This is a genomic window from Streptomyces sp. NPDC096132, from assembly GCF_044763345.1.
In the GTDB taxonomy this organism is placed as follows: domain Bacteria; phylum Actinomycetota; class Actinomycetes; order Streptomycetales; family Streptomycetaceae; genus Streptomyces.
On sequence record NZ_JBIWGA010000017.1, the window covers coordinates 177,465 to 199,475 of the forward strand.

Genomic DNA, 22,011 nt, shown 5'->3' on the forward strand with positions numbered 1-22,011 from the left:
TGCGTGTCTTGAGTAAGGCCCGGCTGCGGTTCACTGTCGGTGGCGGCGGCCGGCTGCGTCGCGTCTTCTTCCTGCACGGTTCCCGACCGGCAGGACATTGTCCATCCTCCGACCAGGGTCCGTCCCCCGGTCAGGTGTTGTCGTACGGACCGGGGTTCACCGGTCAGGCCCGGCCGCCCTGCTCACCCACCAGCGTGCCGATCTTCTCACCCTTGACGGCACGAGCGATATTGCCCTCTGTCAGAAGCTCGAAGACGAGGATCGGGAGCTTGTTGTCACGGCACAGCGTGATGGCGGTGGCATCGGCGACCTTGAGGTCGCGTGTGATGACCTCGCCGTAGCCGAGGGCGTCGAACTTGACGGCCTCGGGGTTGGTCTTGGGGTCGGAGTCGTAAACCCCGTCGACCCCGTTCTTGCCCATCAGCAGGGCCTCGGCGTCGATCTCCAGGGCGCGCTGGGCGGCGGTGGTGTCGGTGGAGAAGTACGGCATGCCCATACCGGCGCCGAAGATGACCACTCGGCCCTTCTCCAGGTGCCGCACGGCGCGCAGCGGAATGTACGGCTCGGCGACCTGCCCCATGGTGATGGCGGTCTGCACCCGGCTGTCGATGCCCTCCTTCTCCAGGAAGTCCTGGAGGGCGAGGCAGTTCATGACGGTGCCGAGCATGCCCATGTAGTCGGAGCGGGCCCGGTCCATGCCGCGCACCTGGAGTTCGGCGCCGCGGAAGAAGTTGCCGCCGCCGATGACGACCGCGATCTGCGCGCCGTCCCGTACCACGGCCGCGATCTCGCGGGCGATCTTGTGCACCACGTCGGGGTCCACACCCAGGCCCCCGCCACCGGAGAATGCCTCGCCGGACAGCTTCAGCATAAACCGGCCGTGTACTTTGCCGTCGTCGCTCTTCTGGGGCTTGGTGGTCATGGGAGATCCCGCCTCTTTCACGTGGTGCACATACGAAGAAGGCCATTGCCGGTGGGGTGTCGTGGGCAACCCATACGCGGCAATGGCCTCCTCGTCAGATCTGCTGTCGTCCGTCACGCGTGCGTGACGGCGTACGCGGACGACTCACGTCGACCCTATAGGGGTCGCGCGTCGATCGCGGTACGGACTCAGATGCCGACCTTGATGCGCGAGAAGCGCTTCAGGGTGACACCGGCCTCGTCCAGGACCTTCTGGACGGACTTCTTGTTGTCGAGCGCGTACGGCTGGCCGAGCAGCGTCGCGTCCTTGAAGAAGCCGTTGAGACGACCCTCGACGATCTTGCCGATCGCGGCCTCGGGCTTGCCCTCGGCGCGGGTGGTCTCCTCGGCGATGCGGCGCTCGGACTCGACGACCTCGGCCGGCACGTCCTCCTTGGAGAGGTACTTCGGCGCGAAGGCGGCGATGTGCTGGGCGACGCCCTTGGCGACATCGGCGTTCGGCTTGTCCAGCTCGACGAGGACACCGATCTGCGGGGGCAGGTCGGGCATCGTGCGGTGCAGGTACGCGGAGACGAAGCCGTCGTCGAACTGCGCGAAGCGGTCCAGGACGATCTTCTCGCCGAGGTTGGCGTTGGCCTCGTCCACGAACGCCTGGACGGTCTTGCCGGCCTCGATCTCGGAGGCGAGCAGCGCCTCGAGGTCGGCCGGGGAGGTCTTGGCGACGTGCTCGGCGATGGCCTTGGCCACGCCCTGGAACTTGTCACCCTTGGCGACGAAGTCCGTCTCGCACTTCAGCTCGACCAGGACACCGGAGGCGTTGTCGTCGGCGATGATCGCGACCACGGCGCCGTTCTCGGCGGAGCGGCCCTCGCGCTTGGCGACGCCCTTCTGGCCCTTGATGCGGAGCGCCTCGACAGCCTTCTCGACGTTGCCCTCGGCCTCGTCCAGCGCCTTCTTGCAGTCCATCATGCCGGCGCCCGTGAGCTCACGGAGCTTCTTGACGTCGGCGGCGGTGTAGTTCGCCATGAGTCTGTGAATCTTTCTCGAAGTCTGGAAGATCGAAGATCTGCACGGTCTGGGGAACTCCAGTTGGCGGTAGCTCTCCGACTCTGTGCCGACCTACGGGTGAACGGCGGGGGCGGACTTCATGTCGCCGCCCCCGCCGTCACCCGTGACGCTGGGACGGTCAGGCCTGCTCGGCGTCCGCGGCCGGAGCCTCGGCGGGGGCCTCAGCGGCCTCCTCGGCGGGAGCCTCGGCAGCGGGCGTCTCGGCAGCGGGGGCCTCAGCGGCGGGGGCCTCAGCAGCGGCCGGGGCCTCCTCGGCCTTCTTCTCGCCCTCGAGCAGGTCGCGCTCCCACGCGGCGAGCGGCTCGCCCGCGCCCTTGTCACCCTTGTCACCGGTGGCGACGCCGGAACGGGCGATGAGGCCCTCGGCGACGGCGTCGGCGATCACGCGGGTGAGCAGGGTGACGGAGCGGATCGCGTCGTCGTTGCCCGGGATCTTGTAGTCGACCTCGTCGGGGTCGCAGTTCGTGTCGAGGATGGCGACGACCGGGATGTTCAGCTTCCGGGCCTCGCCGACCGCGATGTGCTCCTTCTTGGTGTCCACGATCCAGACGGCGCTGGGAACCTTGGACATCTCACGGATACCACCGAGGGTCTTCTCCAGCTTGGCCTTCTCGCGCGAGAGCACGAGAAGCTCCTTCTTGGTCAGACCGGACGCGGCGACGTCCTCGAAGTCGATCTGCTCGAGCTCCTTGAGGCGCTGCAGACGCTTGTAGACGGTCGAGAAGTTGGTGAGCATGCCGCCCAGCCAGCGCTGGTTGACGTAGGGCATGCCGACGCGGGTGGCCTGCTCGGCGATGGCCTCCTGCGCCTGCTTCTTCGTGCCGACGAACATGACCGTGCCGCCGTGGGCGACGGTCTCCTTGACGAACTCGTAGGCGCGGTCGATGTACGACAGCGACTGGAGCAGGTCGATGATGTAGATGCCGTTGCGCTCGGTGAAGATGAAGCGCTTCATCTTCGGGTTCCAGCGACGGGTCTGGTGACCGAAGTGGACGCCGCTCTCCAGCAGCTCCCGCATCGTGACGACGGCCATGGCCGTTCTCCTTGATTTTCTCGGTTGTGCCGCGGGTGCCGGACGGCTCCCGCGCCTGACGCCCGCGGTGCGCCGAGCCACGAAGGACCGAGGGGCGCGGATACCGGTCGACCGGCCTGGGCCGGCTCCCGATACCGGGGCGTGCGAAGTCGACCCGGTGACCCGGATCGCCAGAAGAAGTGTACGGGACCCGGGAGGCACCGGGTGACGCCGCTCTCCACAACCGGAGGGTTGTCCACAGCCTCCGGCCGAGATCACCCCCGCTGCCCGACGGTTCTCCCATGACCGCGACACGCCGCATGTGCCTGCCGATGCTCCTGTTGATCGCCCTGACGACGACGGCGGCCCGGGCGGATCCCCCGCCCCCGCCGGGGACACCGCCTCCGCCTCCGGTTCCGGCGATCGCCCGGACCTGGCCGGTGGGTACCCGTCCGACGGTGCTGCGCGGCTGGGAACCCCCGGCGACGACCTACTCCCGAGGCCACCGGGGAGTCGACCTGGCGGCGCCGACCGGCACACCGGTACGAGCGGTGGCGGCGGGCCGGGTGTCGTACGCGGGCAGGGTGGCCGGCAGAGGGGTGATCTCCGTGGAACTGAGCGGCACGGATCTCAGAACGACCTACGAACCCGTACGAGCCTCGGTCCCCAAAGGCGAGGAGGTCGCCGCAGGCGAGATCATCGGCACGGTGGAGCCGACGGGAACCCACTGCACGACGGCATGCGTGCACTGGGGCCTGCGGCGAGGCAAGACCTACCTGAATCCGCTGGACCTACTGCCGCCATGGCTGCTGCGGAGGGGTCCGTCCCGTCTGCTCCCCCTCGCATGGCTGCGGGCAGTCGTGCCGCTGGGGCGGCACGGGTGGGCGATGGGGGTCCCACCGCTCGAGCGAAGCCGAGAGTGGGGGAGGCACCCCGCAAGCGCGGGCGAGTGACACCCACCCCGCCCAGCCGCCCCGACCTCAGCCCAGAACCCCCCGTAGCACCATCGAAACCGCGGCCTCGGTGATCACCGCCGGCTCCTCCGCCGCCCCCAGCTCGATCCTCCGCACAGCGGAGTCCACAACCCCCTGCACCAACATCGCCGCGAGCCGGGGCTCCGCGTGGCCCATCTCCCCCAGCGCCGCCACGATCATCGCGACCAGCCCGCCGTGCGCCGCCCGGATCTTCTCCCGAGCCCCCGCGTCCAGCTCACTCGCCGAGATCGCCACGACGGCCCGATGCCGCCGGTCCCCGACCAACGCCAGCTGCCGCCGCACATAGGCCTCGACCTTGGCCTCCGCCCCCTCCGCCGCGGCCATCGCCGCCTCGACCTCGGCCGCCCACACGGGGAAGTCGACCTCGCACAGCTCCTCGACCACGGCGCCCCGCGATCGGAAGTACTCGTACACGGACGACCGCGCGAGCCCCGTCCGCTCGGCGAGCGCGGGGAAGGTCAGCGCCTCCGTCCCACCCTCGGACAACAGGGAGCGTGCCGCGTCCAGCAGGGCGGCACGCTGCATCGACCGGTGCTCGGCCACGGAGGCCGCTCGAATCCTTGGCACGTCGACCACTGTACGGACGCCGCACCCCCGGCGGGAGTGACTGCGCCCGTACTGCCGCCGCCGAACTTCCGTCCGGCCAGGTCAACGCCCGAAGCCCGCCAGTTTCGCCCGCAGCTGCAGCACGGACTTGGTGTGGATCTGGCTGACCCGGCTCTCGGTCACGCCCAGCACGTTCCCGATCTCGGCGAGGGTCAGCCCCTCGTAGTAGTAGAGCGTGACGACGGTCTTCTCCCGGTCGGGCAGCGTGTTGATCGCCCGCGCCAGGAACCGCCGCAGCTCGCGGTCCTCGGCCACCTCCACGGGGTTGTCCGCGGCGGTGTCCTCCAGGGTGTCCATGAAGCTGAGCCCGTCGCCGCCCTCGTCCCCGACGTGCAGCAGCTCCTCCAGCGCGACCACGTTGGCCAGCGACAGCTGGCTGAACACCGCGTGCAGCTCCTCGACGGCGATGCCCATCTCGGCTGCCACCTCGCACTCCGACGGGGTCCGCCGCAGCCGCGCCTCCAGCGTCGCGTAGGCCCGCTCCACGTTGCGCGCCTTCTGCCGCACGGACCGCGGGATCCAGTCCAGTGCCCGCAGCTCGTCGATCATCGCGCCCCGGATGCGGGTGATGGCGTACGTCTCGAACTTGATCTCCCGGTCGACGTCGAACTTCTCGATCGCGTCGATCAGCCCGAAGATCCCCGAGGAGACGAAGTCGGCCTGCTCCACGTTCGGCGGCAGACCGACGCTCACCCGGCCGGCCACGTACTTCACCAGCGGCGAGTAGTGCAGGATCAGCTGCTCCCGCAGCCGCTCGTCCCCCGTCTCCTTGTACGACCGCCACAGCTCGTCGAGCGTCGAGGGAGCGGGCGGCCGCACGCTGCCACCGTCGCGGGCGGCTGGGGGGACCGCCGCCCGGTCGGACCCGGAGGTGTGCTGGGGCATTCGTCGCCTTGTGCCGTTCTGCCGTGAAGTACGTGGAGTCGGGTGTTCCTGGGTGACCTGCTGGTCTGAAGTCGCGCTGCTGCCGTTCTGTACCGGAATCCTCGTGAGCGTAGCGTGACTGGAGTGTTGCGGTGCGCGAAGGGCGTGTCGGCACTTGTACGCAGATACGTTCCGCTGAGCGCCCCACCGGGGCACGGCGGTCGCTCTGGGTGACCGCCGGAGGGGGTCAACTACGGGAATTCCCAAGGACATCGGCGTTCCCCCGGACGGCCGAACACGCTCGGTCAGCACGGGCCTCGGCCCCCTCGAACGGAGACGATCGCCTGGCGTGTCAACTTCCAGCCGTCGCCGAGTCGTTCGACGTAACCAAGTGCTCTAAGTTCGTACAGTCGCGCGATCGCGTCGTCCGGCGTGGTCCCTGCGCCGCGGGCGATCTCGTCGGCGCGGGCCGGGCGGCGGCCGGGGAGCGCGGCCAGGACGCGGCGGGCGCCCGGTTCCAGCAGGTCGCGCGGGAGCACCGGGCCGCGCTTGTCGGGGGCCAGCTCACCCATGTCACCGACCAGCTCGACGACCTCCGCGGCGTCCGTGACCAGTTCGGCCTCCCCGCGCAGCAGCTCGTGCACCCCGGCGGACAGGGCGCTGGTGGCCGGCCCCGGTACTCCCATGGTGTGCCGGCCCAGGCGCTGAGCCGCCCGCGCGGTGACCAGTGAGCCGCTGCGGTGGGCGGCCTCGACCACCACCGTGCCCCGGGTCAGCGCGGCGATCACTCTGTTGCGCAGGATGAACCTGCTCGGCGTCGGATGATCCCCCGGCGGCAGCTCCCCCACCACCAGCCCCTGGTCGGCGATCCTGTTGATCAACTCGGTGTGGCCGCGCGGGTAGGGCCGGTCGACCCCGCAGGCCAGGACGGCGACGGTGGCGCCGCCGGCGCCGAGGGCGCCCCGATGGGCGGCGCCGTCCACCCCGTACGCCCCGCCGGACACGACCACCCAGCCCCGCTCGGCGAGGCCTGCCGCCAGCGTCGCGGCCATGTGGGCGCCGTACTCGGTGCAGGCGCGGGCGCCGACGACGGCGACCGACCGCAGCGCCCACATCCGCAGGCTGGGCCGCCCCCGCACCCACAGCCCGAGCGGCCGGCCGTCCCCGAGGTCGTCCAGCGTGCGCGGCCACTCCGCGTCCCCGGGACACACGAACCGCACCCCGGCTGCCTCGGCCACCTCCAGATCCCGCTCCGGCTCGGCCCCCGCGGCCCGCGCCCTGAGCCCCTCCCACCGCCGCGCCGTCACCCCGGCCGGCGGCTCCCCGCCCTCCCGCAACCGCCGCGCCACCTCCAGATCCCCCCACTCCCGCACCCACCGCCCACCGACCTCGTCCCCGGGCTCGATGGCCCGGGTGAGAAGCACTCGGGCGAGCCGGCCGGGGTGCGGCTCGCCCGTGCCGTTCACGTCAGGGCCCCGAGCGCCATCGGCACCCCGCGCGGCACGCCGGTGCGCAGTTGCAGGGCCAGGGCGACGTCGGTCACGTCGGGCCGGTCGTGGCCGACGAGGTCGGCGACGGTCCAGGCGACCCTCAGGACGCGATCGAGCCCACGGGCGGTGAGCACTCCCCGCTCCAGGTTCCGCTCGGCCTCGTCCATCGCGCCGGTCGCCGCGTGCCAGCGGTTGCGCAGCTCCCGTCCCGGCACTTCGCTGTTCGTCCGCCACGGGGTACCCGCCAGCCGCGCCGCGGCGCGCTCCCGAGCGGCTCGGACCCGGTCGGCGACCACGGCCGTGGACTCACCGCCCGGCCCGCGATGCGCGAGTTCCTGCCGCCCCACCGGGTCCACCTCGACGCGCAGATCCACCCGGTCGAGCAGGGGCCCGGAGAGCCGGGCCTGGTAGCGGCGAATCGCCGAGGGAGGGCACTCGCACAGGGTGTCCCGCTGCGAGAAGCGGCCGCACGGGCAGGGGTTGGCCGCCAGCACCATCAGGAAGCGCGCCGGGAAGCGCACCACGCCCGCACTCCGCGCGATCACCACATGGCCCGCCTCCAGAGGCTGGCGCAGGGCGTCGAGAGCGTGGCTGCTGAATTCCGGGGTCTCGTCCAGGAAGAGCACGCCTCGGTGGGCCAGCGAGACGGCACCGGGCCGCGCAATGCCAGGGCCGCCGCCGACCAGGGCCTGCATGGTGGCCGAGTGGTGCGGGGCGCAGTACGGGGGGACGTCGATCAGGGGCTTGCCCGGCGGCAGGAGTCCGGACACCGAGTGCACCGCCGTGACCTCCAGTGACTCCTCCCTGGTCAGCCGGGGCAGGACGGCGGGCAGCCGCTCCGCGAGCATGGTCTTGCCCGCCCCCGGTGGCCCCTGCAGGAAGAGGTGGTGTCCGCCGGCCGCGGCCACCTCGACCGCCGTGCGCGCCGAGCGCTGCCCCACCACGTCCGCGAGGTCGTGCCCCTGTTCGTGCTGCGTGGCGCCGACGCTGTGCATGCCGGTGGCCGCGCCCGTGCCGGGCATGCGCAGACCGGCCAGGAGCGGGTCCGGGCGGCCCAGGTCGTCGGGTTCCTCCTCGGGCACCGGCTCGTCCGCGAGGACCGCGATCAGCTGCCGCAGACTGCGTACCCCGAGCACGGAGACACCCGGCACCAACGAGGCCTCGGCCGCCGCGCACTCGGGGACGACGACCTGTTCATAGCCGGCGTCCGCCGCGGCCAGGACGGCGGGCAGGATGCCCCGGACCGGGCGCACCCGTCCGTCCAGCCCCAGCTCCCCGATCATCACGATGTCGGCGAGGACCCTGGGGTCGATCCGTTCCGCCGCGCCGAGCACGGCACAGGCGACGGCCAGGTCGAAGCCGCTGCCCGCCTTCGGCACCGACGCCGGGCTGAGTCCGACGGTGAGTTTCTTCTGCGGCCACTCGCCGCCCGAGTTCACCACCGCCGCCCGCACCCGGTCCCGGCTCTCGCTCAGACTCTTGTCCGGGAGCCCCACCAGCGTGAACGCCGCGACCCCGGGCTCCAGGTCCGCCTGGACCTCGACGACGACGCCCTCGACGCCCACCAGCGCCACCGAACACGTACGCGCGAACCCCATCTCAGGCCACCCCCCGCACGTGCTCCACGACGGGCGCCCCGCGGCGGGGCAGGAGGACGCCGATCAGGTCGATGCGGACACCGCCCGGCGGGGCTCCTCCGTGTGTCTGGACCCATCGCTCGGCGAGGCCCCGCAGGCGCTCCGCCTTCTCGGGCGTCACCGCCGCCATGGGGTGCTGGAATCCACCGCCCCGGCGGGTCTTGACCTCGCAGACGACCAGGACGTCCCCGTCCCGCGCCACGATGTCGATCTCACCGGTCCTGCCGCAGCGCCAGTTGCGCTCCAGGACCGTCATCCCGGCCTCGGCCAGCCGCCGCGCGGCCAGGTCCTCGCCGTACTTGCCGAGTGCGCCTCGCGCCAGATCCGTGTTCGTGCTCATGTGGGCACCACCTCCGGCACCCACGCTCACGCATCCGCCACCACCAAAAGGATCTTGGTGCGCGACTCACCGCTTGTGGACAACTCCGTCACCCACACGAGCGAGAGCCGCTCAGCTGCCCGGCAGCTCCAGATCGCTCTTGTTCAGCTCCTCAATGTTCACGTCCTTGAACGTGAGCACCCGTACCTGCTTCACGAACCGCGCCGGCCGGTACATGTCCCACACCCAGGCGTCCGCCATCGAAACCTCGAAGAACACCTCGCCCTGGACCGAGTGCACCTGCATCTCGTAGTCGTTGGTCAGATAGAAACGACGCTCGGTCTCGATCACATATTTGAACAGACCGACGACATCGCGGTACTCCCGGTAGAGCTTCAGCTCCATCTCGGTCTCGTACTTCTCGAGGTCCTCGGCGCTCATGGCATGTTCCCCTTCAGCCGTGCGATCCCCCCATTGTGCGCCAGTCCCGTGAGCCTCTAGACGATTTCCGTGTCAAGGGTTACGGGTCTGGCCGGGGGACCTTCGTCAAGCAGCCTGCCCAGCAGCTCGGCGAGTCTGGTCGGATACACCGTCTCATGCGCCCGGGTCAGTTCCTGACACGTCCACCAGCGCGCTCCGGCGACACTGCGCCGCTCCAGCTCGGTGAGCGCGGTGGCCCGGGTCGCCGTCACGGTCGTACGGGCCAGGTAGTACCACTCGTCCTGGTCCCAGCGGCGGCCCGCGAACGGGAAGGAGCACATCCGCCGCCACAGGACCGGGCCGAGCTCGACGTCGGTGATGCCGGTCTCCTCGACGAGTTCCCGCAGGGCGGCCTCTTCACGGGTCTCGTCGCCCTCCACCCCGCCGCCGGGCGTGAACCACCAGTCGTCGGCCGGATCGTCCGGCTCATGGCCGTGCAGGAGGAGGATGCGGTCCCCGGGATCGAGGAGGACGACCCGGGCGACCTTGCGCAGCCCGCCCTCGTACGTGTCGGCGGCCGCGTCCGTCGTCTCAGCGGGCACCGGCGGGCTCCGGCCGGGTGCGGTCGCGGCGGCCGGAGGTCCGCTTGGCGACGGGGCCGTACGCGGCGCCGCCGAGGATCAGCACGGTCCCGCCGACGATCATCCACAGGATCGTACGCAGCGGACCGGGCTGCGACACGGCGCCGAGCGTCTCGAAGCCCGTGGGGCTCTTGAGCAGACCGCCCCACGGAAAGACGACGGCGTCCACGCGGGCCCGGACGGCGCTGCGTGCCACCGTGCCCTGGGCCGCGTCCGTGAGGTGGGCGGTGGAGTCCAGGGAGCCCTGCCGCTCGTCGCCGAGCAGGAAGAGCCGGCCCTCGGGAACCTTCACCGTCCCGAAGTCGGTGATCTCGGCCGAGCTGCCCTCGGCCAGATACGGTTCCTCGATCTGCTTGCCGTTGACGGTCAGCTTGCCGTCGGTGCAGCAGGAGACCGTGTCGCCGCCGACCGCGACCACGCGCTTGACCACCAGCGCGTTCTCCACCCACTCCTTGTCGCTGAACACGACGACGTCACCGCGGCGCACGTCGTCGCCGTCGACCTTCTGGGCCAGCACCCGGGATCCGCCCTCGATCGTCGGGCTCATGGAGCTGGTGGGCACCGTGTACGGCCGGTAGACCAGGGCCGCCCAGGCGAATCCGCCGAGGAACAGCACAAGGCCCAGTGCGACGACCAGTCCGGACAGACGCTGTCCGGTCCGGCTGCCCACCGGGCCACTGCTGGTGCCACCGCCGCTGCGCGGGGCCGTACGTGTCGTGCTCTCGCCGCCCATGGGTCCGCACCCTACCCGGCGGTACCGAATCGGGTCAGCCCTTCTTCCCCCGCCATGGTCAGAAGCTTGGGAAAGGGTTTACGGACGCGGGGCGCGAAGTCAGCGGTTCTCGGACACCGCCGCGCGCCGACGGCGCCACAGGACCACCGGGACGACTCCGGCGACCGCGAGGCCCTCCGGGGCGACCGTCAGGGCCGTGGCGGCCGCCGACTGGTTGTTCAGGCCGGACTGGTCGAAGGTGTCCGGCACCGGCAGCGTGCCCCAGCGGTTGATCGGCCAGGCCTTGACGATGGCGCGGCCGACGACCTGGTCGACGGGCACCATGCCGTGGTTCTTGTCCGACTGGTTGTAGCGGGAGTCCCGCGAGTTCTGGCGGTGGTCGCCCATGACCCAGATGTAGCCCTTGGGGACCTTCACCGTGAACTGGCCGCCCTGGTCGTCCTGGCTGCACGGGGTGTTCCCCGGGTACACGTACGGCTCGTCCAGCGCCTTGCCGTTGACCGTCAGCGGGCCCGTGCCCTTGCAGGAAACGGTGTCGCCGCCGACGCCGACGACCCGCTTGATCAGGTCCTTCTCCTCGGCGGACGGCATCAGGCCGATCCAGCTGAGGAAGGTCTGCACGGCGTTCGGGTCGGTGGTGGCCTCGCCGGCCAGCCAGTTGTCCGGGTCGTGGAAGACGACGACCTCGCCGCGCTCGGGCTCGGAGCCGAACCACGGGGTCAGCTTGTCGACGAGGACCCGGTCGCCCTCCTTGAGGGTGTTCTCCATCGACGCGGACGGGATCGAGAAGGCCTGCACCAGGAAGGTCTTGATCAGCAGCGCGAGGACGAGCGCGATGCCGATCAGGATCGGCAGTTCCTTCCAGAAGGAGCGCGGCTTCTTCGCGTTCGGGTTCCGGCCGCCCGGACCGTCACCGCCGCCCCTGGGGGGCTCGTCCGCCGGCGGGCCCTCGCCGCCCGCCGCCGGGTCATTCCCGGAGGTCACGGCGCCGTCCCCAGCCGGGTCGGCGGTGTCCACGGGGCGTCCGCGGTGCTCCTCGCCGTCGTGCCCGGACCGTGCGCCAACCGCCACATCCCCCACGCCAACTCCTTACTCCGTGCCGCCGCCTGCCCCATGCACGACGCAGGCCCACCACTCCCATAACGAGCGGGAGTTCCGCAGGGGTCGGGAGCTGTCGGATCGTTCCGTTCGGATCGTCCGGAGCAACCCTATGCGACGGCTGGGCGGACGAAGTCGCCGTGGCGGTCGAGCCGGTCACCGAAGAGAAAGTTTGCGGTTCCTTGAGGCGTACCCAGTGGCCGAGGGGCCAAGCGATCACCATGGCCCGGCCGACCACCTCGTCCTCGGAGACGGTGCCCCCGTAGTCCGTGTTCTGGTGGGAGCGGGAGTCCGCGGAGTTGGCCCGGTGGTCGCCCATCACCCACAGCCGGCCCTGGGGGACGGTGATGTCGAACGCGGCGTCGGAGGGGGAGTTCCCGGGATAGAGATAACTTCCCTCTTCCAGGGGAACGCCGTTGACGGTGACTCGCCCTTGCGTGTCACAGCACTTGACGTGGTCGCCGCCCACGCCGACGACACGCTTGATGAGGTCCTTCTCGTTGTCGGACGGCAGCAGACCGATGAAGGTGAGCCCTTCCTTGATCTGCTTGACGACGACGGGGTCCTCCTTCTTCGTCGTCGTCTGCTCGTCGTTGAGCCAGCCGCCGGGATCCTTGAACACGACGACGTCCCCGCGCTGCGGCTTCGAGCCGAACCACGGGGTGAACTTGTCCACCAGGACGCGGTCGCCGATGCGGATCGTCTGCTCCATCGACCCGGACGGGATCACGAAGGCCTGCACCAGGAAGGTCTTCAGGACCAGGGCTATCAGGACGGCGACACCGACCAGGAGCGGTATCTCGCGGACGGCCGACCGCCTGCGCTTGCGCTTGACCTTGCGCTGGAGCTTGCGCCGCTCCGCGCGGGTGCGGCCGCCGGACGGGCTGGCGGCCCGCCGGGCGCCGGTGGGCAGGAGCTGGTCCACGGCGGAGGTGGGCACGCCGCGCGGTTTGCCTCGGTTACCCATGGGCGCCCTCCGCGGCGGGCACGCGCGCGTAGGCACTCGGGCGGGACAGCCGGGCGAGGTGCCCGTACGGCCATACGATCCAGTCGGCGCGGCCGATCACCCGGTCCACGGGGATCATGCCGCCGCCCGGTGAGCCGAGGTGGTCGCGCGAGTCGCTGGAGGCGCTGCGGTGGTCGCCGAGGACGAACAGAGTGCCCTCGGGCACCGTCACGTCGAAGTCCACCGTGGACGGGCTGTCGCCTGGATACAGGAACGTCGACTCGTCGACCGACCGGCCGTTCACCCGGATCCTCCCCTCCTTGTCGCAGCAGACCACGTGGTCTCCGCCTACCCCCACGACGCGTTTGACGTAGTCGGAGTTCCCGAAGTACTCGGTGCCGTCGAACACGACGACATCGCCGCGCCGCGGCTCGGCACCGAAACGGTACGCCAACTTATTTACGAGAACGCGGTCGCCGATCCTCAATCCGTTTTCCATGGATCCGCTGGGAATCTGGAATGGTTGAACCACGAAAGCGTTGAGGAGCAGCAAAAACACCAGGCAGATCAGCAGGGTCAGGCTGATCCGGCCCCCCGGCAGCCACCGTGTGATCCACGCCGTCAACGAGAAACGCGACCGGCCCTCCGCAGCCCCAGGATCAGGGTGGGAGGAGCGGTCGCGCTCTGTCGTCGGCTGAGCTTCGGTGTCCATCGGGGGGAGATGCTATCCGCCCCCTCTGTGGATCTCCCGAGTGCTCTCAGTGGATCAGCAGTGGATCCACTGAGGGAGCTCAGTTGTCGCGCTTCTCCTTGATCTTCGCGGCCTTGCCGCGCAGCTCACGGAGGTAGTACAGCTTGGCGCGACGCACGTCACCGCGGGTGACGAGCTCGATCTTCTCGACGATCGGGGTGTGCACCGGGAAGGTGCGCTCGACGCCGACGGAGAACGAGACCTTGCGGACCGTGAAGGTCTCGCGGACACCGGCGCCCTGGCGGCGGATCACCACGCCCTTGAACTGCTGCACACGGGAGCGGTTGCCCTCGATGACGCGGACGTGGACGTTGACGGTGTCACCCGGGCGGAAGGCCGGGACGTCGCTGCGCAGCGACGCGGCGTCGACGGAGTCGAGAAGGTGAGACATTTCGTCTGCTTTCTTCGCCCATGCCACAGGTCATCGGCGGGAACTAGGTTTCCGAGAAGGTCTGCTGTGCCCGTCGGGGCGGGCGTCGTGTCCCCCTGTGGCAGGGGCGCACGCCGGACGGCGCACAACAGCGGTCTATTCTTCCATGCCGTCGGTCCTGCGCCAAAATCGGCCGTACGGCTCGCCCTCCGGATCGGGTGCCCAGCCCAGGATGGAGAGCATCTCGCGGTCCTTCTTGTCGAAGGCCGCGGGTGCGCAGCGCTCGATCAGGTCGGGCCGGTGGGCCGTCGTCCGGCGCAGGGCCTCGTCGCGCCGCCAGCGGGCGATCTTGCCGTGGTGGCCGCTGAGCAGGACATCCGGGATCTCCCGGCCGCGCCAGGCGGGCGGCTTGGTGTAGACGGGTCCCTCGAGGAGGCTCGCCATGGCGCCGGGCGCGAAGGAGTCGTCGCGGTGGGACTCGGCGTTGCCGAGCACACCGGGCAGCAGACGGGCCACGGCCTCCGTGATGACGAGGACGGCCGCCTCGCCGCCGGCGAGGACGTAGTCGCCGATGGAGACCTCGTGGACCGGGATCCGGGTGGCGTACTCGTCGACGACCCGCCGGTCGATGCCCTCGTAGCGGGCCGGGGTGAAGATCAGCCACGGCTGCTCGGAGAGCTCGACGGCGAGTTCCTGGGTGAACGGGCGGCCGCTGGGGGTCGGCACGATGAGCGCGGGCCGCGTCGCGCCGGTCTCGTAGCCGTCGGCGAGGATCGAGTCCAGGGCGTCGCCCCAGGGGTCGGTCTTCATGACCATGCCCGGGCCGCCGCCGTAGGGCGTGTCGTCGACCGTGTTGTGCCGGTCGTAGGTCCACTCCCGCAGGTCGTGCACCCGCACGTCGAGCTGCCCACGCGCGCGTGCCTTGCCGACGAGGGAGACGTTCAGCGGGTCGAGGTACTCGGGGAAGATCGTGACGACGTCGAGGCGCATTACGAGTCGTCCCCGCTGGAGTCGATCTCGGCGCGGTCGTCGATGAGACCGGGCGGCGGGTCGATGACCGCCCGCTGCTCCTTCAGGTCGATCTCGGTGACGATCTCCTCGACGAAGGGGATCATCACCTCGCTCCCGTCCGGCCGCTCGACGATGAAGAGGTCCTGGGAGGGGAGGTGCGAGATCTCGGTGATCCGGCCGACCTCCGCGCCGTCCTTGGTGACCACGTCGAGGTCGATCAGCTGGTGGTCGTAGTACTCGTCCTCCTCCTCCGGCAGTTCGTCGGGGTCGACCTCGGCGATGAGGAGGGTGTTGCGCAGGGCCTCGGCGGCGTTGCGGTCGCGCACGCCCTCGAAGCGCAGGAGGAGACGGCCGCTGTGGACGCGACCGGTCTCGATGGTGAGCGGTCCGGCGGAGGCCGGGTCGGTGGCCAGGACGGCACCGGGGGCGAGCCTGAGCTCGGGCTCGTCGGTACGTACCTCCACGGTGACCTCGCCCTTGATGCCGTGGGCGCGGCCGACGCGAGCGACTACCAGCTGCACTTCTGTAGGTCTCCGTTCATACGACTACGGGCCGGGGACGGCCCAGTGGCCCTCCCCGGCCCGAGCCGGTGCTGTGTTCAGCGTCAGCGGACGTGGTCCACGTCGACGAGGTCGACACGGATACCGCGGCCGCCGATGGCGCCCACGACGGTGCGCAGAGCGCGTGCGGTGCGGCCGTTGCGGCCGATCACCTTGCCGAGGTCGTCCGGGTGGACCCGGACCTCGAGCACCTGCCCGCGCCGCAGGTTGCGCGAGGCGACCTGCACATCGTCAGGGTTGTCGACGATGCCCTTCACGAGGTGCTCGAGAGCCTCCTCGAGCATGCTCAGGCCTCGGTCGACTCGGACTCGGCGGCAGCCTCGTCCTTCTTCTCGGCCTTCTTCTTCTGGGTGATCGCCTCACCCTTGCCCGCGTCGTCGCCCCCGAGGGCCTCGAACGACGGGCGCGCCTTCTTCGGCTCGGCAACGAGCAGCGGAGCCGGGGCGGGCTCGCCCTTGAACTTCTGCCAGTCGCCGGTCTTCTTCAGGATGGCGAGCACGGGCTCGGTCGGCTGCGCGCCGACACCCAGCCAGTACGCCACGCGGTCGGCGTCCACCTCGATGACCGACGGGTTGTAGGTCGGGTGGTACTTGCCGATCTCCTCGATCGCACGGCCGTCACGGCGGGTGCGGGAGTCGGCGACGACGATGCGGTAGTGAGGCGAACGGATCTTGCCCAGACGCTTCAGCTTGATCTTGACTGCCACGGGAGTGGATTCTCCTGGTTTTGACGTGGTTGGGCACGGCGAGATTGCCGCGTGGGGTTGCGGTACCCGAGTGCCCGATGGACGCGTCAGCCGGAGGAGAGAGGGGTCCTGTGCGGCTGTCGAGTACAGCTAGCCATTGTGCCACACCCGTGCGGTCGGCTTTGGCCGAGGGGTGGGGTGTGCGCCGGGCATGCCTGAAACGCACCCGGCGCCGCGGGGGGCGTCCGTCGGGTGCGCGGCCCGGCGCCGGCGGGGTGCCGGCCGGCACCCCGCCCTCGCCCTCGACCGGCAGCCACGAGATGCCGGTGCTGGGCCTTCGTCGTTACGCCGCGCCCGCGATCTCCGGGATGCGGAACGGCTTGCCGCAGCCGCCGCACACGATCGGGGCCTGGGCCAGGACCGACGGGACCACCCGGACGTTGCGACCGCAGTCGCAGACCGCCTTCACCCGGACGCCGCCGCCGGAGGAGCCGTGGCGGGCGGCGGGACCGCGGAAGGTGCGGGTGGTGTTGTCGGCGGAGGTGGCCGCCGTGTGGGCCTTGAGGGCCCGCTGGAGGCGCTCGATCGTCGGGCGGTAGCGGCGCTTGGCCTCGGGGTTGAGCGTGACCAGCGAGAAGCCGCTGCTCGGGTGCGGTTCCTCGGGGTGGTCCAGGCCCAGCTCCTCGGCGATGGCGAGGAATCGGCGGTTGTGGTAGCGGCCGGCACGGGAGGTGTCGCGTACGCCGCGGGCGGCGGCGATGCCATGGACTGCCTCATGGAGCAGTCGCTCGAAGGAGAGCTCGTGACCGCAGGCGGACGACGACTCCCCGATCAGGGACTCTGGCGCGGCAAGGTCCGGCAGCTCGGGGTGGTACCGCTGAATGTCGGCCCACGCCTGCGCCAGCTCTGCGGCGAGAACAGGTGGTGTCTGTGTCGTGCTCACGTAATGACAACGAGCGGGGGTGCCGCTGTGTTCCTATTCCGGGGCATCCCAAATAATTTGCACGTACCCGTCAGTTGCCGCTGATGCGTCCTGACGAGGGCGGGTGCGCTGATCTGCGGAGAAGCCTCACAGCTCACCCCAAGGTGGTGCGTAGTTCGCCGTACGCCCCGGCGCGTACCCCGTGTCCGCGCGCCGGGGAACAGGAGTACGGCGGGGCGCAAGAGGCGTTTCGGTCGCTCTGTCCGCCGGAAGGGCGCTGTATCAGTAAGCGCGCGCGACGACCGCGACGTTACCCGGCGCGTCCCCGTCGTCCGGCACCGACCCGTCCTCGGCGACGAGACAGCGTACGGTCACGGCGTGCTCGGCGAGCCGGGCCTCGCCCTCCTCGCCGAGGGTCGCCCAGGGAATGCGGGCCCAGCCGCCGGCCATCGCGACCTCCGCGGCCTCGTCGACGGTCGACACCTCGGTGGTACGGGCCAGGCGGCGCTCGCGGGACTCGCGCAGCAGCTGCGCCTGGTCCTCCTCGAGCACCGTCGGCAGCAGGTCGGCCAGCGCGTCGATCCGCGTGGCCTCCTTGCCGCCGCGGATCCGCCGGGCCACCATCGCGGTGCCGTTCTCCAGGTCACGGGGGCCGATCTCGATGCGCACCGGCACGCCCTTGAGCTCCCAGTCCACGGCACGGCGGCCGAACGGGGTGTCGACGCGGTCGTCCACGTGGACGCGGACGCCGGCGGCCTTCAGACGGTCGCCCAGCTCGCGGACCTTCGCCACGGCCTCGTCGCCCTTGATGGCCATGACGACGACCTGGACGTGCGCGAGTCTCGGCGGCACGCGCAGACCGTTGTCGTCGCCGTGGGACATGATCAGACCCCCGACCATGCGGGTCGAGACGCCCCACGAGGTCTGCCAGACGAACTCCTGCTTGCTGTCCTTGGACAGGTACTGGGTGTGGAACGCCTTGGCGAAGTTCTGGCCGAGTTCGTGGCTCGTGCCCAGCTGCAGGGCCTTGCCGTCGCCCATCATGCCTTCGAGGGTGAGGGTGTTGACGGCCCCCGCGAAGCGCTCCTTCGGGGTCTTGCGGCCGAGCACGACGTCGATGCCGAGCACATTGACCATGAAGTCGCCGTACACGTCGCGGTGGATGCGGGCCGCGTACGCGCGGGCGTCCTCGTAGGTGGCGTGGGCCGTGTGGCCCTCCTGCCACAGGAACTCGCTGGTGCGCAGGAACACGCGCGGGCGCATCTCCCAACGGACCACGTTCGCCCACTGGTTGATCAGCAGGGGAAGGTCGCGGTAGCTCTGCACCCACTTCGAGAAGTAGTCGTTGATGATCGTCTCGGAGGTCGGGCGGACCACGACCGGCTCCTCGAGCTGCTTGCCGCCGCCGTGGGTGACGACCGCGAGCTCGGGGGCGAAACCCTCGACGTGCTCGGCCTCCCGGGTCAGATAGGCCTGGGGGATGAACAGCGGGAAGTAGGCGTTCTGGGCGCCGGCTTCCTTGATGCGGGCGTCCATCTCGGCCTGCATCCGCTCCCACAGCCCGTACCCGTACGGTCGGATGACCATGGTGCCGCGCACCGGACCGTTGTCGGCCAGTTCTGCCTTGTTGATCAGATCCTGGTACCAGCGGGGGAAGTCGTCCGCCCGCGGGGTGAGAACGGGTGCCTTGGTCATGGCGCGATGGTACGGGCCCAAGTTGCCGGAATGTGAATTCTCGCCACTCCCACAGCGAGTCCACAAGCAGGGGCCCGAGACCCCTGGACGCGGCCGCAGAGGGGGAGTTACCTGGCATACGGGGGAAGTGCGAGGCGCACTGCACGGGGGCCACCTGATCGGTACTGCGGCAAATTCTCGGCGGAATGGGGCGCTAATTCATGACACCTGTGCTCGTGCGACAGCACCTTCCGCACGCGGGGCCGGTGCCCCGCGCGGATCTGGGTGCACGCGCGCGTGACTGGTCCGAGATCCAGGAACGGATGCTGGTTCCGCTCTACGAGGCCGTCTACGAGCGGCTGGAAGTGGGCCCCCGCACGCGGCTCCTCGGCCTCGGCTGCGGCTCCGGGCTCGCCCTGCTGATGGCGGTCTCCAGAGGGGCGGCCGTCACCGGTGTCGAGCCGTCCTCCCCCCAGCGGCTGGCCCTCGCACGCGAGCGGCTGCTGCCCGGGGCGGGGGAGGCACACGCGCGTGAGGACATCCGGCTGACCGACAGGTCGCCCGAGGGCGCGGCCGGCGCGAAGACGCCCGCGTACACCCTGGTGACCGCCTTCGAGCCGATCGGCTGTCTCGCGGGCGACGCCGAGGGGCTGGTCGGCCTGCTCGCGGCGGCTACTCCGCTCGCCGAGCGGGGGGCGCCCGTGGTGCTCGTCGGCTGGGGTCCGCCGGAGCGCTGTGCGACCTGGGACGTGGTGCGGGCCGTGGCCGGACCGGACGGCGTGGCGCGTGCCACCGGTGCGGACGATCCCCCGCACGCCACCGGTCCCGACGGTCACTCACCCGCCACCGGCCTCGACGGTCACTCGCCCGCCACCGGCCCCGTCGGTCACTCACCCGCAACCGGCCCCGACGGTCACTCGCCCGCCACCGGCCTCGCCGGTCCCCCGCGGGCCACCGGCCCCGACGGTCCCCCGCGCGGCATGGGCCGGCTGCGTCCCGCGCTGCGCGACGACCTGGAGGAGGCCGCCCAGCGGGCGGGCCTCGCGCCGGACGGATCCGGGCGGGTGGCCTGCCCCTTCGGGTACGCCGGGGTGGACAGCGCCGTCCGGGGCCTGCTGGCCACGGGTCTGTTCGACGCGGCGATCGCGGCGACCGACCAGGAGCAGGTCGACAAGGAGCTCACGGAGGCGCTGCACCCCTACCGCCGACGGGACGGCACGGTCTGGATGCCGAACGTCTTCCGGTACCTGATCGCCCGGACTCGCCAGGGCTCCCGCTAGGCGTCCGTGTCCTTCGTCAGGCGCGTGATCCCCGCGATGCGGTACGCGTCCGCCTCCTCCAGGGTCTCGTGCTCCAGCAGCGCCTCGGCCAGGGCGTCCAGCCGGCCGCGGTGGTCGCGGAGTTTGTGGCACGCCTCCTCGTAGCACTCGTCGACGATGCGGCGCATCTCGTGGTCGATGACGTCGAGCGTCGCCGGGGCGGCCGCGAGACCGTAGGCCTGCTGGGCGTCGCTGGGCAGGGCGGAGAGGCGGCCCACGCGTGGGCTCATGCCCCACCTGGCGACCATCCCGCGCGCGATGTTGGTGACCTGTTCGAGGTCGTTCTCCGCGCCGGTCGTGACGACCCCGTAGATCACCTGCTCGGCCGCCATCCCGCCGAGGGCGCCGATGATGCGGCCGCGCAGGTACTCCTCGGAGTGCGCGTACCGCTCCACCTCGGGGGTCGACATGGTCACCCCGAGCGCGCGGCCGCGCGGCACGATGGTGACCTTGCGGACGGGGTCGGCGCCCGGCTGCAGCATGCCGAGGAGGGCGTGGCCGCTCTCGTGGTAGGCGGTGCGCCGGCGGTCCTCCTCGGGCATCACGAGGGTGCGTTCGGCGCCGAGCTGCACCTTCTCCAGGGCTTCCGACAGATGGGACTGCGTCACGTACTGCTGTTTGCGCTTGACCGCGAGCAGCGCGGCCTCGTTGGCGAGATTGGCCAGATCCGCACCGGTCATGCCCGGGGTCGTGCGGGCCACCTGGGTGAGGTCCACGTCCTGGGCGAGCGGGATCTGGCGGGTGTGGATGCGCAGGATCGCCTCGCGTCCGCCGCGGTCGGGCGGGGAGACGTTGACCACCCGGTCGAAGCGGCCGGGCCGGGTCAGCGCCGGGTCCAGGATGTCGGCGCGGTTCGTCGCCGCTATGACGATGACGCCCTCCGACCCGGAGAAGCCGTCCATCTCGGTGAGGATCTGGTTCAGGGTCTGCTCGCGCTCGTCGTGGCCGCTCACCGAGGCACCGCCGCTGCGGACGCGCCCGATGGTGTCGATCTCGTCGATGAAGATGATCGACGGCGCCACCTTGCGCGCCTCGGCGAACAGCTCCCGGACGCGGGAGGCGCCGACGCCGACGATCATCTCGATGAACTCGGACGCGGAGGCGGAGAAGAAGGGCACGCCCGCCTCGCCGGCCACCGCGCGCGCCAGCAGGGTCTTGCCGGTGCCGGGCGAGCCCGCCAGCAGCACGCCGCGGGGCATCTTCGCGCCCATCCTGCGGTAGACGTCCGGGTGTTCCAGGAAGTCGACGACGTCGTCCAGTTCGCCCTTGACCTCGTCGATACCGGCCACGTCGGCGAAGGTCGTGCGCTCGGTGCCGGGCCGCAGCTCCACCGGCTTGGGCGGTGCCTTGCGGCCGAGCATGCCGCCCGCACCGCCCAGACCGCCGCCCATCCGCCGGGCGAAGAAGATCCACACGGCGACCAGCAGCACGATCGGTACCAGCGACAGCAGCAGGTTGGACAGCAGGCTGCGCTGCTGCACGACCGGCTGCGCGGTCACCGTGACGTCCTGGCGGTCCAGGGTCTGCCAGAGGTCGTCGTCCGCGAAGGCGGGGCGCTGTGTCTTGAACTTGGTGTACTGGCCCCCGTCGTCGGGGTCGTCCCGGGCCTGTTTGAGCTGGCCCTGGATCGCGTCGCCCTTGGAGTAGATCTTGTCGACGTTGCCCTCGTCGACCTGCCGGCTGAACTCCGTGTACGAGATCGTCGGCTCGTTGCCCTGGCCGAGGTAGTTCAGCCCGACGTAGACCAGCAGGAAGACGATCACCGCGGTGACGGCGAGGCCCCACCACCGGCCCCGTGGCCTTCTGCCGCGGCCGGTGGGACCACCGGGGGGCCGTGGTCCGTCGTCCGGGGTGCCCTCGGTACGCCATGGCTGGTCGGGGGCCCTGCGCGGCGGAGCGGCATTGCTCATATCTGGACGTTACGGCAGACACCGGACCTCGGCATGCGCTGAGGGCGCCCTCCCGTGGG

Annotated in this window: 24 protein-coding genes; 2 read left to right on the forward strand and 22 right to left on the reverse strand. The window is 70.8% G+C overall.

From position 1 onward, the window contains the following. Positions 1-163 precede the first annotated feature (163 nt). From pyrH to rpsB, 3 genes are all read right to left on the reverse strand, one after another. Positions 164-922: a UMP kinase gene (gene pyrH / locus ACIRF9_RS34455; RefSeq protein ID WP_403830324.1), complete on the reverse strand. Its 759-nt coding sequence runs from the start codon at positions 920-922 to the stop codon at positions 164-166. 188 nt (positions 923-1,110) lie between these two features. Next, positions 1,111-1,947, reverse strand: a complete 837-nt coding sequence (tsf, locus tag ACIRF9_RS34460) for a translation elongation factor Ts (RefSeq protein ID WP_403830326.1) — start codon at positions 1,945-1,947, stop codon at positions 1,111-1,113. 160 nt (positions 1,948-2,107) lie between these two features. Continuing rightward, the gene (gene rpsB / locus ACIRF9_RS34465) at positions 2,108-3,022 is read right to left on the reverse strand and encodes a 30S ribosomal protein S2 (RefSeq protein ID WP_403830328.1); all 915 of its coding nucleotides are present in this window, start codon (positions 3,020-3,022) and stop codon (positions 2,108-2,110) included. Positions 3,023-3,321: 299 nt separating this feature from the next. Here rpsB and ACIRF9_RS34470 point away from each other — a divergent pair, with 299 nt between their 5' ends. Next, positions 3,322-3,954 carry a M23 family metallopeptidase gene (locus ACIRF9_RS34470; protein WP_403830441.1) on the forward strand — a complete coding sequence of 211 codons (633 nt, stop codon included), beginning with the start codon at positions 3,322-3,324 and terminating at the stop codon, positions 3,952-3,954. A 27-nt stretch (positions 3,955-3,981) separates the two neighbouring features. On the opposite strand, the gene ACIRF9_RS34475 is transcribed toward ACIRF9_RS34470, so the two are convergent. The 18 genes from ACIRF9_RS34475 to proS all read right to left on the reverse strand — a co-directional run bounded on the left by ACIRF9_RS34475 (position 3,982) and on the right by proS (position 18,744). Further along, the gene (locus ACIRF9_RS34475; protein WP_403830443.1) at positions 3,982-4,539 is read right to left on the reverse strand and encodes a helix-turn-helix domain-containing protein; all 558 of its coding nucleotides are present in this window, start codon (positions 4,537-4,539) and stop codon (positions 3,982-3,984) included. A gap of 105 nt (positions 4,540-4,644) precedes the next feature. Continuing rightward, positions 4,645-5,487, reverse strand: a complete 843-nt coding sequence (whiG, locus tag ACIRF9_RS34480; protein ID WP_403830330.1) for an RNA polymerase sigma factor WhiG — start codon at positions 5,485-5,487, stop codon at positions 4,645-4,647. Between the two features lie 284 nt (positions 5,488-5,771). Then, positions 5,772-6,932, reverse strand: a complete 1,161-nt coding sequence (gene dprA, locus ACIRF9_RS34485) for a DNA-processing protein DprA (protein WP_403830332.1) — start codon at positions 6,930-6,932, stop codon at positions 5,772-5,774. Then, positions 6,929-8,554: a YifB family Mg chelatase-like AAA ATPase gene (locus ACIRF9_RS34490; protein WP_403830334.1), complete on the reverse strand. Its 1,626-nt coding sequence runs from the start codon at positions 8,552-8,554 to the stop codon at positions 6,929-6,931. The genes dprA and ACIRF9_RS34490 overlap by 4 nt, the downstream gene beginning before the upstream one ends. A 1-nt stretch (position 8,555) precedes the next feature. Further along, the gene (locus ACIRF9_RS34495; protein ID WP_403830336.1) at positions 8,556-8,963 is read right to left on the reverse strand and encodes a YraN family protein; all 408 of its coding nucleotides are present in this window, start codon (positions 8,961-8,963) and stop codon (positions 8,556-8,558) included. 81 nt (positions 8,964-9,044) lie between these two features. Beyond that, a complete protein-coding gene (locus tag ACIRF9_RS34500; protein WP_005311352.1) occupies positions 9,045-9,353 on the reverse strand; it encodes a DUF2469 domain-containing protein in 309 nt (102 codons plus the stop codon). A 56-nt stretch (positions 9,354-9,409) separates the two neighbouring features. Beyond that, the gene (locus tag ACIRF9_RS34505) at positions 9,410-9,934 is read right to left on the reverse strand and encodes an NUDIX hydrolase (RefSeq protein ID WP_403830338.1); all 525 of its coding nucleotides are present in this window, start codon (positions 9,932-9,934) and stop codon (positions 9,410-9,412) included. Then, a complete protein-coding gene (lepB, locus tag ACIRF9_RS34510; RefSeq protein ID WP_403830340.1) occupies positions 9,924-10,706 on the reverse strand; it encodes a signal peptidase I in 783 nt (260 codons plus the stop codon). Before lepB (ACIRF9_RS34510) ends, ACIRF9_RS34505 begins: the two co-directional genes overlap by 11 nt. Before the next feature lie 99 nt (positions 10,707-10,805). Further along, positions 10,806-11,786, reverse strand: coding sequence for a signal peptidase I (lepB, locus tag ACIRF9_RS34515; RefSeq protein WP_403830342.1), 981 nt, complete (start codon positions 11,784-11,786; stop codon positions 10,806-10,808). Further along, a complete protein-coding gene (gene lepB / locus ACIRF9_RS34520) occupies positions 11,674-12,771 on the reverse strand; it encodes a signal peptidase I (protein WP_403830344.1) in 1,098 nt (365 codons plus the stop codon). The genes lepB (ACIRF9_RS34515) and lepB (ACIRF9_RS34520) overlap by 113 nt, the downstream gene beginning before the upstream one ends. Continuing rightward, complete coding sequence (gene lepB / locus ACIRF9_RS34525) at positions 12,764-13,462, reverse strand: signal peptidase I (RefSeq protein WP_403830346.1); 699 nt, start codon at positions 13,460-13,462, stop codon at positions 12,764-12,766. Before lepB (ACIRF9_RS34525) ends, lepB (ACIRF9_RS34520) begins: the two co-directional genes overlap by 8 nt. Positions 13,463-13,541: 79 nt before the next feature. Then, on the reverse strand, positions 13,542-13,892 hold the full coding sequence (rplS, locus tag ACIRF9_RS34530; RefSeq protein WP_020128707.1) for a 50S ribosomal protein L19: 351 nt from the start codon (positions 13,890-13,892) through the stop codon (positions 13,542-13,544). A 135-nt stretch (positions 13,893-14,027) separates the two neighbouring features. Further along, positions 14,028-14,861 carry a tRNA (guanosine(37)-N1)-methyltransferase TrmD gene (gene trmD / locus ACIRF9_RS34535; RefSeq protein ID WP_403830348.1) on the reverse strand — a complete coding sequence of 278 codons (834 nt, stop codon included), beginning with the start codon at positions 14,859-14,861 and terminating at the stop codon, positions 14,028-14,030. Further along, positions 14,861-15,403, reverse strand: coding sequence for a ribosome maturation factor RimM (gene rimM, locus ACIRF9_RS34540; RefSeq protein ID WP_403830350.1), 543 nt, complete (start codon positions 15,401-15,403; stop codon positions 14,861-14,863). Before rimM ends, trmD begins: the two co-directional genes overlap by 1 nt. 83 nt (positions 15,404-15,486) lie before the next feature. After that, entirely contained in the window at positions 15,487-15,726 is a 240-nt protein-coding gene (locus ACIRF9_RS34545) for an RNA-binding protein (protein ID WP_031107040.1), read from the reverse strand. A gap of 2 nt (positions 15,727-15,728) precedes the next feature. Next, a complete protein-coding gene (rpsP, locus tag ACIRF9_RS34550; RefSeq protein ID WP_403830353.1) occupies positions 15,729-16,148 on the reverse strand; it encodes a 30S ribosomal protein S16 in 420 nt (139 codons plus the stop codon). A 322-nt stretch (positions 16,149-16,470) separates the two neighbouring features. Further along, complete coding sequence (locus ACIRF9_RS34555) at positions 16,471-17,070, reverse strand: hypothetical protein (RefSeq protein WP_133915852.1); 600 nt, start codon at positions 17,068-17,070, stop codon at positions 16,471-16,473. 261 nt (positions 17,071-17,331) lie between these two features. Continuing rightward, positions 17,332-18,744 carry a proline--tRNA ligase gene (proS, locus tag ACIRF9_RS34560; RefSeq protein WP_403830357.1) on the reverse strand — a complete coding sequence of 471 codons (1,413 nt, stop codon included), beginning with the start codon at positions 18,742-18,744 and terminating at the stop codon, positions 17,332-17,334. A 200-nt stretch (positions 18,745-18,944) separates the two neighbouring features. Here proS and ACIRF9_RS34565 point away from each other — a divergent pair, with 200 nt between their 5' ends. Continuing rightward, on the forward strand, positions 18,945-20,003 hold the full coding sequence (locus ACIRF9_RS34565) for an SAM-dependent methyltransferase (RefSeq protein WP_403830359.1): 1,059 nt from the start codon (positions 18,945-18,947) through the stop codon (positions 20,001-20,003). On the opposite strand, the gene ftsH is transcribed toward ACIRF9_RS34565, so the two are convergent. Further along, complete coding sequence (gene ftsH / locus ACIRF9_RS34570; protein ID WP_403830361.1) at positions 20,000-21,952, reverse strand: ATP-dependent zinc metalloprotease FtsH; 1,953 nt, start codon at positions 21,950-21,952, stop codon at positions 20,000-20,002. The two genes, ACIRF9_RS34565 and ftsH, sit on opposite strands and share 4 nt — an antisense overlap. Positions 21,953-22,011 lie beyond the last annotated feature (59 nt).